This window comes from Dorea sp. AM13-35, assembly GCF_003473885.1.
Classification (GTDB): domain Bacteria; phylum Bacillota; class Clostridia; order Lachnospirales; family Lachnospiraceae; genus Dorea_D; species Dorea_D hominis.
In genome coordinates, this window is sequence record NZ_QUCZ01000009.1 from 138,840 (window position 1) to 152,835 (window position 13,996).

The 13,996-nt window shown below is 39.8% G+C and carries 15 protein-coding genes and 1 pseudogene; 5 read left to right on the forward strand and 11 right to left on the reverse strand.

Features of this window, described 5'->3' with window-relative positions; genetic code table 11:
* Nucleotides 1-82 precede the first annotated feature (82 nt).
* A complete protein-coding gene (locus DW152_RS11170) occupies nt 83-289 on the reverse strand; it encodes a hypothetical protein (RefSeq protein ID WP_021860033.1) in 207 nt (68 codons plus the stop codon).
* A 221-nt stretch (nt 290-510) separates the two neighbouring features.
* Between DW152_RS11170 and coaBC the strand changes: the two genes are divergently transcribed.
* Nucleotides 511-1,722: a bifunctional phosphopantothenoylcysteine decarboxylase/phosphopantothenate--cysteine ligase CoaBC gene (coaBC, locus tag DW152_RS11175; RefSeq protein WP_118288646.1), complete on the forward strand. Its 1,212-nt coding sequence runs from the start codon at nt 511-513 to the stop codon at nt 1,720-1,722.
* Between the two features lie 204 nt (nt 1,723-1,926).
* Here the strand turns inward: coaBC and DW152_RS11180 are convergent, their stop codons facing one another.
* From DW152_RS11180 to DW152_RS11210, 6 genes are all read right to left on the reverse strand, one after another.
* Nucleotides 1,927-3,066, reverse strand: a complete 1,140-nt coding sequence (locus DW152_RS11180) for an iron-containing alcohol dehydrogenase (RefSeq protein WP_118288647.1) — start codon at nt 3,064-3,066, stop codon at nt 1,927-1,929.
* A gap of 161 nt (nt 3,067-3,227) precedes the next feature.
* Nucleotides 3,228-3,518, reverse strand: a complete 291-nt coding sequence (locus DW152_RS11185; protein WP_118288648.1) for a sugar nucleotide-binding protein — start codon at nt 3,516-3,518, stop codon at nt 3,228-3,230.
* Nucleotides 3,519-3,585: 67 nt separating this feature from the next.
* Nucleotides 3,586-4,287: a gamma-glutamyl-gamma-aminobutyrate hydrolase family protein gene (locus tag DW152_RS11190; RefSeq protein WP_242992960.1), complete on the reverse strand. Its 702-nt coding sequence runs from the start codon at nt 4,285-4,287 to the stop codon at nt 3,586-3,588.
* A 348-nt stretch (nt 4,288-4,635) separates the two neighbouring features.
* Nucleotides 4,636-4,923, reverse strand: coding sequence for a hypothetical protein (locus tag DW152_RS11195; protein ID WP_021860039.1), 288 nt, complete (start codon nt 4,921-4,923; stop codon nt 4,636-4,638).
* 286 nt (nt 4,924-5,209) lie between these two features.
* Nucleotides 5,210-6,286: a M42 family metallopeptidase gene (locus tag DW152_RS11205; RefSeq protein ID WP_118288649.1), complete on the reverse strand. Its 1,077-nt coding sequence runs from the start codon at nt 6,284-6,286 to the stop codon at nt 5,210-5,212.
* Between the two features lie 12 nt (nt 6,287-6,298).
* Entirely contained in the window at nt 6,299-7,060 is a 762-nt protein-coding gene (locus DW152_RS11210; RefSeq protein ID WP_118288650.1) for a creatininase family protein, read from the reverse strand.
* A 523-nt stretch (nt 7,061-7,583) separates the two neighbouring features.
* On the opposite strand from DW152_RS11210, the gene DW152_RS11215 reads away from it, so the two are divergent.
* Together DW152_RS11215 and DW152_RS11220 are read left to right on the forward strand one after the other, a co-directional pair.
* Complete coding sequence (locus tag DW152_RS11215; RefSeq protein ID WP_117538002.1) at nt 7,584-8,612, forward strand: DegT/DnrJ/EryC1/StrS aminotransferase; 1,029 nt, start codon at nt 7,584-7,586, stop codon at nt 8,610-8,612.
* A gap of 11 nt (nt 8,613-8,623) precedes the next feature.
* Entirely contained in the window at nt 8,624-9,382 is a 759-nt protein-coding gene (locus DW152_RS11220) for a GntR family transcriptional regulator (protein ID WP_117538001.1), read from the forward strand.
* 107 nt (nt 9,383-9,489) lie between these two features.
* On the opposite strand, the gene DW152_RS11225 is transcribed toward DW152_RS11220, so the two are convergent.
* Both DW152_RS11225 and DW152_RS11230 read right to left on the reverse strand, forming a co-directional pair.
* Nucleotides 9,490-9,921 carry a 2'-5' RNA ligase family protein gene (locus tag DW152_RS11225; protein WP_242992958.1) on the reverse strand — a complete coding sequence of 144 codons (432 nt, stop codon included), beginning with the start codon at nt 9,919-9,921 and terminating at the stop codon, nt 9,490-9,492.
* 352 nt (nt 9,922-10,273) lie between these two features.
* Nucleotides 10,274-11,569, reverse strand: coding sequence for an aminotransferase class I/II (locus DW152_RS11230; protein ID WP_021860044.1), 1,296 nt, complete (start codon nt 11,567-11,569; stop codon nt 10,274-10,276).
* 252 nt (nt 11,570-11,821) lie between these two features.
* Between DW152_RS11230 and DW152_RS13830 the strand changes: the two are divergent.
* Nucleotides 11,822-11,974: pseudogene (locus tag DW152_RS13830) on the forward strand (helix-turn-helix domain-containing protein); the annotation flags it as partial.
* Complete coding sequence (locus tag DW152_RS13770) at nt 11,935-12,081, forward strand: IS3 family transposase (RefSeq protein ID WP_226976841.1); 147 nt, start codon at nt 11,935-11,937, stop codon at nt 12,079-12,081. The pseudogene DW152_RS13830 and the gene DW152_RS13770, both read left to right, overlap by 40 nt.
* 113 nt (nt 12,082-12,194) lie before the next feature.
* Here DW152_RS13770 and DW152_RS11245 read toward each other — a convergent pair whose 3' ends face one another.
* Nucleotides 12,195-13,259, reverse strand: coding sequence for a coiled-coil domain-containing protein (locus tag DW152_RS11245; protein ID WP_021860045.1), 1,065 nt, complete (start codon nt 13,257-13,259; stop codon nt 12,195-12,197).
* 130 nt (nt 13,260-13,389) lie between these two features.
* Nucleotides 13,390-13,683 (reverse strand): MGMT family protein, encoded by a 294-nt coding sequence (locus tag DW152_RS11250; RefSeq protein WP_330416779.1) that lies wholly within the window; start codon nt 13,681-13,683, stop codon nt 13,390-13,392.
* Nucleotides 13,684-13,996: the final 313 nt, after the last annotated feature.

Below are 13,996 nucleotides of genomic sequence, written 5' to 3' on the forward strand. Positions count from 1 at the left end.
CGTTATTGTATCATCCCAGACACGATAGCACAAGGATTTTCTTGTATAATTTTACGTACTTTATAATTCTACAATCTTTGCTTTATGATAGATTTTCGGAAGGAATTTCTTTCATATTTTTTTCAGATAAATTTACTGTCGGAATCGTCGAAATTCGGATATGGATATCTTCTTTAAATTCTTTATTTAAACGAATCAGATTCTCTTTAATTCTCTGTTCTATGCAGGACTTCAGAATCTTCTGTGCAAAATCTGCCTGTAAAAACACTTCTCCACCACTGATTGTCATACCACCGCCAGAATGAAAGAAGAGAATCGTCATCTTTGCAATTATTTTAACAATCGTTTTCGCTAAATGTTATAAATTATTTAGCGTTTAGTATAAGTTTGTCTTTCATATTATGAAGCATTTCATACCACAGGAAAGTCATCCACTTGCAAGATTCTGAAAAAAACGATATAGTGAACATTAGAATACTAGAAAATATCAGAATAGAAAGAGGTTTTTTTATGAACTTAAAAGATAAACATGTCTTGCTTGGCGTAACAGGTGGCATTGCCGCATACAAAACTGCAACTCTTGCAAGCAGTCTTGTAAAAAACGGCGCAGATGTCCATGTGATCATGACTGAAAATGCAACAAATTTTATTACACCTGTCACATTTGAAACTCTGACCGGGCACAAATGTATCATTGATACTTTCGACCGCAATTTTGAATTTAAAGTAGAACACATATCTCTTGCACAGATGGCAGATGTCATCATGGTTGCCCCTGCAACTGCAAACGTCATTGCAAAACTGGCACACGGTCTTGCTGATGATATGCTGACAACAACGATTCTCGCAAGCAAAGCGCCAAAACTGATTGCTCCGGCAATGAATACCGCCATGTATGAGAATCCAATCACACAGGATAATCTGAAACGCCTGCAGTCTTATGGAATGGAAGTCATCACACCGGCAAGCGGACGTCTCGCTTGTGGTGACACCGGAGCCGGAAAAATGCCGGAGCCGGATACTTTGCTTCAATATATTTACAGAACATGTGCATGCGAAAAAGATATGACAGGCATGAAAGTACTAATCACAGCCGGACCTACCCAGGAGGCAATTGATCCAGTCCGTTATATTACCAATCATTCTTCCGGGAAAATGGGCTATAATCTTGCCAGAGCCTGTATGCTACGTGGTGCGGATGTCACTCTCGTAACCGGAAAAACCTCCCTGACTCCTCCGCTTTTTGTTGAAACAATTCCTGTCGTAACTGCATGTGATATGTACGAAGCAGTCACCGAGAGAAGTGCCGACATGGATCTCATCATCAAAGCTGCTGCTGTCGCTGATTACCGTCCTGCTATTGTTGCTTCTGAAAAGACAAAAAAAGCAGACAGACAGCTTTCTATTGAACTGGAACGCACCGATGACATTTTAAAATACCTCGGCGATCACAAAAAACCGGGGCAGTTTTTATGTGGCTTTTCTATGGAAACGCAGAACATGATTGAAAATTCCAGAAAGAAACTGGATAAGAAACATTTAGATATGGTAATCGCTAACAACTTAAAAGAAGCCGGCGCCGGTTTTGAAACAGATACGAATATCGTGACAATCCTGACGAAAGATACCACTATAGAGCTTCCGATCATGAGCAAGGAAGAGGTTGCTTTTCATATTCTGGATCACATCCTTGTCTGTAAAGATGCAAAAAACAAAGTTTAGATATAAATTACTCTATGTCCCTGGTTCATCTGCTGTTTTAGTTTTTCAGACGATGAATCGTCATTAAATTTAATCATAGCGATGAAACAAGGCGGTGCTATAGATATCCAATTCTATACCACCGCCTTATTATAATTCTTTACTTAATATAATACTCTCAGGTTCTTACTCACTTCATGCTTCCACAAACTGTCTCTGGCAGCATTACATCGCTTCTATATAAATCTCCCGCACTTCTTCTTTTGTAAATACTCTCGGGTGATTATTAATGCTTGCAAGAGATACCTTGAATGCATTCTCTGTCATCCAGTCTACATCTTCCATTTTTACACCTTCGTTGCCCAGAGATGTTTTAAGTTCCAGCGTTTCCAATAACTGCTCTAAAATATCAACCAGTTCATTTTCATCTTTCCCGCCGAGAAGTCTTGCAATTTCAGCAAATCTTTCCGGTGCTGCCGGAATACTCTTCTTATAAATAACCGGCGTCAGTGCCGCAAGTCCTCTTCCATGTGTAATATTTCTAAGCCCACTTGCCGGATGTTCCAGGCCATGAGGCGCTGCAACTCCTGCCTGATTGATCACCATTCCGCCATAAGTACTTGCAAGTGAAATCGCTCCCCACGCATCTTTATCTTCATAATTTTCATAGGCTTTAACCAGATTTTCACCGATCAATCGAATTCCTTCTTTTGCAAATATTTCCGTTACCGGCGCACATGCTTTGCTTAAATATGCTTCCATACAATGGCAGAGCGCATCAAAGCCAACCGATGCCAGAACTTTCTTCGGCATTGTCATCATCAGTTCCGGATCAATAACAGATGCTTTGGCAATCACAGAATAATCCCGCAAAGACTTTTTGTCCTTCGTCTCATCATCTGTCAGCACTGCAAAACAGTTTCCTTCACTTCCGGTTCCGCAGGTCGTCGGTACAAGAATCAACGGCAGTGCTCCTTTACCAGTCTTTTTTCCATAAATATAATCAAATATTTTTCCTTCATTTAATGCTGCAAATGCGATGGATTTCGAACAGTCCATAATACTTCCACCGCCCAGGCCAAGTACTGCTTCACAGCCATTTTCACGTGCAATCTGTGCTCCTTTTTCTGCCGTAGATGCAAGTGGGTTTGGTTCCACCTCGTCAAACAGCAAATGCTCCAGGCCTTCTGCCTCCAGCAATTTTTCTACGCGATCCAGTAATCCGGAACGCTTTGTACTCCCACGTCCGGTTACGATCAACACTTTTTTTCCGTATTTTTTTACTTCTTTTCCAATGCACTCTGCTTTTCCTGCTCCGAAAATCAAATGTACCGGTAATTCATACTCAAATGCTTTCAGTTCCATATTCTCTCAACCTTTCTTATTTTAAATAAAAAAGCTACAGCATCTCTGCCATAGCTTCCTCGCTTCCAGTTAGTTTCATTCTATCTGTGTCTTTTCTGTTTGTCAACTGATTTTTGATATACCAAGTTTCTTCTTTGTTTTTTCTGCAGTATTTTTCGTCATTATTCCATTCCTCCTGTCTCATCCAGATATTCTTTCAAAGCTGTCTTCCAATCTTGCGGTTCCTCGATACCTGTGAGACGGAGCATCATATTATCCAAAACGGAATAAGTCGGGCGTGCAGCGTCTTCCTTTACAACCGGATACAATTCCAGTTCTCCTGTCTTTCCTGTAAGACTCAGGATCGTTCTTGCAAACTCATATCTGCTGCAGCTTCCCGGGCACACTACATGGTAAAGACCATACTCTTCATTATCAATAAAATGACGGCCTGCCTCCTGGTAAGCCGTCAAACACGTTGTTCTTCTACTTCTTTACAACTGTAAAGTCAAGATTTTTCTGTAAAATTCTACTTCTCATCTATATTGAATCAACAAAAGAGCATATAATCTTTCGGTTGTTTTCATCTTTCTGATATAAAAATTCAGGATGCCACTGAACACCAACTACATATTTACGATCCGGCATATAAATGCTCTCGATCAAGCCGTCTTCTGAAATTGCCATTTGCTTAAATTGAGGCGATAATTTTTTAACTGCCTGATGATGGTAGCTGTTCACTTTCATTTGCTCTTTACCTAAAAGATCATAAAGCGGGGTATCTTTTTGTATTGTATTAAAATGTATCATTTCATTGTATGACGGTTGTATACGATGGTCGAGATCGCTATCATATTCCGACTTCAGGTCTTGATACAAAGTTCCCCCGTAACAGACATTCATTAGCTGTATACCACGGCAGACACCTAAAACAGAACGGTCTTTTTCGACTGCTTTCTTTAAAATATACTGTTCCATTTCATCTCGTGCCTCACACAAAGTTCCACACCATGGTTTTTGCTCCTCATTATAAATAGAAGGCGCCACATCCGGTCCTCCGGTTAATAAGAATCCACCGCATATTTCAAGGAAATAATCTAACTCATTATGGTTACTTGTCAAAGGAAGTACCATAGGTATCGCATTTTCTGCTTCCAACATTTCCAGATAATCCGGCTGTATCCAATAACATTTCTTTTCTCTATCATACAGTGGCATAACACCAATTACTTTTCTCATCATTTTCTTCCTCTCAAATACATACTTTTACAGGCTTTGGTAAACGAACAGGTGATTCATTCCCTCCTGCCAGGGATACTCAAAAGCTGCTGTTTTATAATCACTCAATCTTGCCGTTTCCGTTGCAAATTGAATACCGACTTTTGAGGCATCAATTCCCAATGTTTTATGTGTAGGCTGATACTGCAAATATTGAAATGAAATATCTCCGGTACCACGGCCAAAATCCGGTACATTCTTTGAAAATCTGATTCCACATTTCTGTTTCTCGCTCTTATGCTTTGTCCAAAGTCATGCCATCCCCTTTTAGTCCTGCATATGTTGCATTGTTTCTAATAATTTAGCACTCTGTCAAAATCCTATAAAAAATCTCAAGCAACAAATCAAGTCATAAGCAATCAATCCAACTAATACAATACTGATCAATCCATTGATTATCACTATTGCTTTATTTTTTCTTGATATAATAAGACTGATAATGTTTAATGCTACCGCGAATCCACTTACAAATGGGTATATGAAAAACCCTGAAACTGGTGCCAGCCATATTAAACAGGCAATTATTTCTACAAATATCGAAACAATTGTCAATGCAATAGAAATTCTTTTTTGTTTTGTATTGCGAATTTCTTCTTCCATAGTTATCTTTCTCACCTCCAGTTTCGTCCATATATTATATCGTTTTATGAACGATTTTTCCACTATTTTTATGTATTACTTTTCTTGTTGTCTTATGATTTCTGATAATATCGACAGCAACTTATCCTTGTATCATTTTATCCATTTCAAACACATAGACTTCGGATTTTGACATCATTTCTTTCACTAAATAAAAAAGGATTTTATGCAGTTTCTGCTTATCTCAGCTCCTGCATAAAATCCAGAATTTCTTTTACATATTATATGTAGTACACATTATAGATTTTTAAAAACTCATAATCTGTTCTTCGTCAAGTCTTTTAAGAATTTCGCATGCCAGCTTAACAGCATTATCAAAGTCGGCATAAGCTGAAATTCCATAATGCGTATGTGCATAGCGAACCGGAACTCCGATAACGATAACCGGAGCCGCTTTTTCAGTCAAATGTATAGCTGCACCATTGGTTGAACCAGCACTACGAACTGAATCCTGAACCGGGATGCCAAGCTTTTCTGCCAGATCAAGCGCATATCTCTGGTAACGCGGATTGGTGATCATGCGTGAATCAATGTGACGAAGCATCGGTCCGCGCTTGATAGCTGTCTGAACCATATACTCTTCAACACAAGTATCATCTGCCGGGCATCCTTCAAAAACAATTGCAATATCCGGCTTAATCACCTGTGCTGTCACAGTGGCACCACGTACACCAACTTCTTCCTGTGCTGCGCAAGCACCAACAATATCCACATTCAGATCCTCACCGGCCAGGGTATGCATGGTCTTAAGAATTGCCGCACATCCCAGACGGCAGTCAAAGCTCTTGCCCACCATCAGATCTGTGTTTTCTGAATATGTAAATGTCACATCCGGCACTACCGGTTCACCGATACGAATGCCGAACTTTTCAATTGCTTCTTCTTTAGAAACAGCACCAACATCTACCGTGATATCTTTCATCTCAAGAGGCGCTTTACGCTCCTGCTCTGTCATGAAATGCGGAGGCTTGCTGGCAGTAAGACCCGGAATATATTCTCCGAATCGATTGCGAACCAGGACTTTATGAGCCGGAATATTGTGGTTAACCCAACCTCCGACCTGAATGATGCGGAGTGTTCCGTTCGGGCAGATAGCCTGCACCATAAAACCAACCTCATCACTATGTGCGTCAAGCTGAACAACCGGACGTTTTCCATTATTTTCTTTACGGCGGATATATAGGTTGCGCATGCGATCTTCTGTAATTTCTCCGAGTCCTTCTGCGTAAGGACGAATCGCTGCAACCACTTCATCTTCGAAACCGGATGTACCGTTTGCATTTGAAATTGCTGCAATCATTTCCAGCGTCGTCTTTTTATCCATTTTAATACCCCTTTATGAAAGTTTTACTTTCTTGAACTCTTCCATGAAATCAACAATATAGTTTGCTGTAGTCTCAAGCATCTCCTTGCCCCACTCTTCTGTGGCGGTACTCGGATGATCCGGTCCGATCCAGCCGCTGTCTGTTACATGTGGAGTATTACGTATAATATCAACGCTAACTCCCTTGAACTCAACAGAACGGAAACCGGTTGTCTTCAGATTATCAGACAGGTGCTTAAACTTAAGCTCCCCACCTATCTCACTCTTATCAACTAAAGACGGATCGATTCCAAGAATTGCAGCTGTTTCTTCACCACCGCCGTGGCCGCCTTTCCACGCTGGGTTCATATCCCATGCCATCAGCCACCAGTTAAGCATAGCAACCAGACAGCCCTTATCTTCAAATTCCATGCCAAGGCGCTCAATCATCTTAATGTTTCCGCCGTGTCCGTTCAGGAAAACGAATTTTCTTGCGCCGTGACGATACAGACTCAGGAAAATCTGACGGCAAAACTGATAGAGTACCTCGCCGTCAATATCAATTGTGCCCGGATACGGAGCTAAACTCTGACAGGAACCGTATGGAATAGTCGGAGCAATCAAAACATCACTCTTCTTCTCAATTTTCTCCAACAAATGATCCGGAATCAGTGTATCGGTTCCAAGTGGCATGTGACGACCGTGACACTCAATACTTCCAATAGAAATAAGTACCATATCATTTTTTTCAAAATATTCTTGGGCTTTCGGCCAAGTCAAATCTGTAAGTCTCATAGTTTTTTTCCTTTCACATATAATAATTATTCTCTTCTGAAAATCGGACTATCCGGAAACCGGACAGTCCGACATCCGTTCGTTACTGTGCTACTTTAACTTTATCCAGGCTGTAGTGTCCATCATTATCCTCATTTCGTAATATCTGAACAGATACGCCTATAATTTTCGAGCCGCTCTTGATAAAATAAGTATAGTTTAGGCAAATAGGATTGTCAACAATTTCGAATTGATGTTAACAACAAAAAAATGTCAGTATTTTTGTTGATTTTCACCATATTTTTTTCTCTAAACAGTGTTTTTAAAACTTTTTACAACTGCATAACATGCTTTTTTATGCTTTTGTACCAATTTTTCAAAACAATAATTGTTAATAATGTTATTGTGTGACTTTTCATGTATTTTTTTGTAAAAAAATAATACTTTTGCTTTTGTTAACAATCCACTATAATTGTAATTAGTTTTTAGATAACGGACAAAAGACACCCGTATAACTTTTTTATTAGTAAGGAGGAAACAAAACATGCGAAAAATTGGCGGTTTATTCAACTATGAACCAAGCAAACCTATCGAAAACGGATACTTTTCACGTATCTGCTCACCTAATGATGATCTGGCATTTACCATGTCCGGACGATGCGGTATCTATTATTGTTTACAGGATATTGCACTGCACGATACGCGTAAAGTAGCATATGTGCCTTTGTATACCTGTGAGACAGTCCTTGCTCCTTTTGAGAAAGCCGGATATCAGCTGAAATTTTATGAGCTGGACCAGGATTTGCACAGTATTTTCGATACTTCGGTTATCGATGAAATCAGTGTTTTATCTCTTTGCGGCTACTATGGCTTCTGCAACTATGATCACGACTTTGTTAAAGCCTGCAAAGAAAAAGGAGTTGTAATTTTTGAAGATGTAACTCATTCCATGCTCTCAGCTGACGGTATCGATCCTCTCTGTGATTATTTTGCCGGAAGCTTCCGAAAATGGATGGGGGTTGATTGCGGTGGATTCGCCGTTAAACGAAACGGAACCTTTGAAACTCCTCTTCTGCCAGTAGAAGCAACACATCTTAAACAGCGAAAAGAATACTACGAGACAGGAGACGGCGATGTTTTCTGGGAAGGCGAGCTGCGACTTCGTCAGATATTTGACAGCTTTGCCGGAGATGATAATTCAGAATATCTCCTTCGCCATGCTGACTTTGATTCCATTTGCAAGACAAGACGTGAAAACTACGCTGCACTTTTAGACGCTCTTACCGCACCTCTTCATGGTGTGCAAGTAGTCTTTCCTGAACTTCCAGAGGCTACTGTTCCAAGCCATTTCTGCCTATATGCCGAAAATCGTGAGAGATTTCAGCAATACCTGACAGATCACCAGATTCGCTCGACTGTCTACTGGCCAGTGGGACCGCTGGTTCATCCACTGCCAGATTCATCAGAACAATACATTTATGACCATATTGTATCCGTTCCTTGCGATCAACGCTTCACACCTTCTGATATGCAGTATGTTGCGCAAGTTTTAATGGATTATTCTGAAAATTAGATGAGGTAAATATGCAGGAACAACGAAAAGCATCAAACACAACTACATCAGAAATTGTTCTTGAATCTCTGCGGGAGCAGATTATTAACGGAACCCTTCAGCCTCAGGAAAAACTGGTAGAGGCTGAAATTGCCCAGAAATTCGGACTCAGCCGAGGTCCTGTGCGCGAAGCACTTCGACAGCTTGCCGTCGAAGGTTTAGTCGATTACTGTCCTAACAAAGGATGTACAGTCGCATTGCTTTCTCCACAAGATGCGTATGAAGTCTTCTTTTTACGTGGCAGCCTCGAAAAACTGGCAATTCAAAAAAGTAACTGTCGACTTAGTGATTATAGTCTCCTGATAATGGAAGCCAGCATTGAAGAATTTCGAAAGGCTGTTCTCGAAGGTAATACCATGAAGGCCGTTCACGCAGATGAGATATTTCACCAACAGATCATTCGCTCTGCTCAGCTTGATCGATTGACCAAAATGTGGGAGCTTCTAAGCCCCCTGAATGGTGCCATGTTTCTCTCGGTTCAAAATGCTAATCACTTTGGACAGTTAAACGGAGATGCTGAAACGCTTCAGAATGCTAAATGCTTAGAACCAAACACTCCGGATTCACGCACCTCTCATAACGGAGGTGCTGCAGTATGGACACACCAAAGCCTGTTGGAAGCCATCCGAAGTAACGACCTCCAGGCAACCTGTGCTCTTCTGGATCAGCATTATGAAGAAACCGGCAGACGTGTATACAGACTTTCACTCATGAAAGAACAGAGCTTTTAATTCGTTTCATTAACATTCAAGAGGGCCTGGAATTATTCCAGACCCTCTTGAACTTTGATTATCCTTTACAGCTGTGAAGTCAAGATTTTTCAATTGTGAAATAGTTTTTATAATAATGTAAACTTAGTTACATCTTCATGTGGATTTACTTTTGCCAAACCAATCTCTCCAAATCGTGCTGTAAATGGTATGAATTTTTCCTGCATCGTCTGAAATGCCTTCTGCATCTGCACTTTATCCAATGTTTTTCCAAGAGTTATATGTGGCAGCCATGAAAAAGGCTTATAATATTCACTCAACGTTGTCTCGGGAATATCACAAAATGCTTTATATATTTCCCCAGACAGATCAAACAGCTTCTGATTCATCACAGGCGTTGCATACAGTACATACGGAAACAGCTGTCCAATCGAAACAACCTTCATGTTCCCTGCACACAATTTTCCATTCAAATCTTCAAATGCCGGCTTCAAAACATTCACATTTCTCGCCTCAATCGAAGCAATTGTCATATGTGGCGGTACTTTATTCTCAATCATAAAATAATTGCCTGATTTTTCTGCAATTCTGTCTATATACCGCTGCAATATTTTATTTGTTTTCTCGTCAAAATAAATAGAAATAAGATACATGTGTTTTCCTTTAAACTATTTTTCATCACTTTATCGACTTTATTTGCTCCCATAGATTCATAGTTTCGAATCCATTGTTGGACAGATGCGAGACTTACATCAAGCATATCGGTAATTCACCGTTGGCTTTCTTTTCCATCCAGATATAGATTTACAGCATATCACACTAAAGTGCGATGGTTCTTTTTTACATATATTGAACAGGAGACTAATCATTAGTTGATCAGCCTCCTGTTTAAGAACGACACAATATCAAAAATTAGATACCCAGTATATTAGAGAGAAGTTTATCGATACTGACGAGTTTTACACTAAGAGTAAAGATCTCGCATGCCGTTTTCAATTCTTCTACTGTCGGATAAGACGGAGCAATACGGATATTGCTGTCTTTCGGATCTTTTCCATAAGGGAAAGTTGCACCGGCATTTGTCATGACCAGACCTGCTTCTTTTGCCTTGGCAACGATAGCTTTGGCACATCCTTCCATAGAATCAAAGGAAATGAAGTAACCGCCACGTGGAGCCATCCAGCTTCCGATTCCAAGACCGGATAATTCGCGGTCAAGAGAAGACAAAACCATGTCAAATTTTGGCCTAAGGATATCTGCATGGCGTTTCATATGCTGAACCATACCATGGATATCTTTAAAATATCTTGCATGTCTTAATTGGTTAAGCTTGTCATGACCGATTGTCTGGATACGCATCTGCTTACGGATGTCTTCGAGGTTTGCATCCGATGCGGCAATAGCACCGATACCGGAACCTGGAAAGCTGATCTTGGAAGTAGAAGAGAACTTGTAAACCATATCCGGGTTGCCCTCTTTCTTACACTCCATCAGAATCTCAAGCAGGTAATCCTGCTTATCTTCATATAAATGATGGATTCCGTATGCATTGTCCCAGAAAATACGGAAATCTTCAGCAGCCGGTTTTAATGCTGCAAAACGGTGTACTGTTACATCTGAATATGTGATACCCTGCGGGTTGGAGTATTTTGGTACACACCAGATACCCTTTACGGCAGGATCATTATTTACATATTTTTCAACAAGATCCATATCAGGACCGGTTGGAGTCATTGGGATATTGATCATTTCGATTCCAAAATATTCCGTGATAGCAAAATGTCTGTCGTATCCAGGAACCGGACAGAGGAATTTTACTTTATCAAGTTTGCACCATGGTGTACTGCCCATCACGCCATGTGTCATGGAACGTGCAATGGTATCATACATAATATTCAGGCTGGAATTACCAAAGATAACAATATTGTCTTTTGGTACTTCCATCATATCAGCAAGAAGCTGTTTGGCTTCTTTAATTCCATCCAAAACACCGTAGTTACGGCAATCAACTCCTTCTTCACAGACAAGATCAGATTCACTTGTCAGAACATCCATCATTTCCATGGAAAGATTTAACTGTTCGGTGGAAGGTTTTCCTCTGGACATGTCAAGATTTAATCCTTTTGCTTTGATTGCTTCAAATTGTGCGTCGAGATCGGATTTTATTTCTAATAACTCTTCTTTTGATAATTCTTTATATGGTATCATTGTCATGCCCTCCGTTATAATTTTTGTAGACTTTTATTATTTTACCATATTTTGACGTTTCGTCAATGCGTTCTTGCAAAAAATAAAAAGAAATATTGAATTTCCGTAGAAACAAAAAAGAAAATTGAAACATTTTCCACTCTGTTATTCAAAAAATGAAGCGAAAACGATATGATAAAGGTGTTGCGGAATATGTAGAAATAAATGAAAAGACTGTCAGGGAAAAAATAAAACGGAAAAGTATCTGTTGAGGATAAGATATATGCTGTAAATCTATATCTGGATGGAAAAGAAAGCCAACGGCGAATTGCCTATATGTTTGATGTAAGTCTCGCATCTGTCCAACAATGGATTCGAAACTATGAATCTATGGAAAGCGATTCACTGATAGAGGTACTCTCGTAAAAATGATTGAAGATTATATAGATTACTATAACAATAAACGCTTACAAAGGAATCTCGGAATTTTAACACCAATGAAAAAACACGAAATTTACTTGCAAGCTGCATAAAAACTGCCAGCAGATAAATTTCTACTGGCAGGAAAAATTTATATTTTTTCAATTGTCTACTTGACGGGGAGCAGCTTAGTGTACGACAGTCCTTTTCTCCGTCGTTATTTCATTTACCAGTCTGTATAAAGATCGATGTTTCCTCTTCCACTTCCAGTATCGTATACTTTACCAGGTCCCAGAGACGTTTGTACAACCGTTCCTTTCGGATAATCATCACTTGCTAAAACAATATAATTGCCTGAGTCACGAATCGTTCCGTCACTTGCAATATGACGTCCAGGAATGCCTAATCCACCGCCTGGAAGAACACGCTGGGAATAATATGTCTCTGTATGTCCATTGTACGTTATACGCCCCTTCTGCGGCGTCAGACCGCCGGATGGGATAATATAATTGCCATGACGAACTCCGGAACCGCCTGTCGTATTTCCTCCGGTATTACCGCTGTTATTAGACGAAGGTTTTTTATTGTGTTTTTTCGTGCTGGATTTCTTTGAAGTAGACTTCTTCGCAGTCTTTGTCTGCTGTGCCTGCTTCTTCTTAAGTTCTTCCTGTCTTGCCTGCTCCGCACGTGCGGCCTTAAGCTTCTTATTAAAATCATTCAGATCCGTCGATGTCGCATCTGCTTTGTTTTTTAACTGCTGTTCTTCGCTGTCCATCTGACTCTTGAGATCTGACAGTTCCTGTTGTTGTTTCTTCAAATCTTTTTCCTGCTTTTCGATTCCCTTACGCACCTTAACTATGTTCTCGAGCATGTTACGGTCATACTCTGTAACATTCTCTATGAAATCGGCTTTATTAAGGAAATCAGCCATACTGTCAGCTTTCAGAAGTAACGTAAGCATAGTAGAAGAACCATTCTCATACATATACTTAATACGAGTCTTCATGTTCTCATACTGCTTCTCTTCATTGTTATAAGAAATCTTCAATGATGCTTCCAGTCTGTACACTTCATTATCCGACTGATCGATCTTCTTCTGTGTAGCTGATATCTTATCACTGATCGCTACCAAATCCTGGTTCAGTCCATCCAACTGATTTTTAAGATTACTTGTCTTATTTGCAAGATTGTTAACTTCTGAAGCCTGTACCGGTATACTCGGTACGGCAGTCATTAATGCACATGCTAATGCAACTCCGCATCGAATATGTTGTTTTCTACTTCTTTTCATAAAATTCATCCTTTTAAAATCTCTTGTTATCGAACCAATTTATGTATTATAACCTATTTTCCCGAAAACTGCAAGTTTTACAGAATTCGGATGCGTTTACACTGAAGCTTTTTACTCTTCCAGATTCCACTTACATTTCCGCATGTCTATGTATCCATTTTTCTTGGAAATAACACCTACTTCTTCCAGAAGCTCTCTGCATATGCCAGCCCGGAGCTGTCCTTCCTGCATGTTTTACCACTCTGTGACACGGATAATCTCCGTAATCCCCCGCCTCGCTTAGCACTTTTCCAACCAGTCTTGCATTCTTTTCCCGTCCGATCAGGGTGGCGATCTGTCCATAGGATGCTACCTTTCCTTCCGGTATTTCTTCCACTACAGATAGGATCTCGTAAATCAGTGATTCAGCTAATATCTTTTTCATATCTTCCTCAATACTCTCGTAATCTCCTTTCATTCTGCCTAAATCTTTCTTACATTTTAATATGATCAAGCATGCTCACAAATACGGATAAGTTATTGATTTCTATAATTTCTTTCTATAACTTATCCCTATCATAGTTTGAGATTTGAATAGGAGATTTGTAATCGAGCAGATAATTTTCTCCTCGCCATAACAAAAAAAAGACCAACAATCGTTGATCTCCTTACTTTTATATACCTTCAAAACTGCATACAAGAAATATTCTTCATCCTTTACCTATCACCTTGCTTGGTCATGCCCTCGACCGATTAGT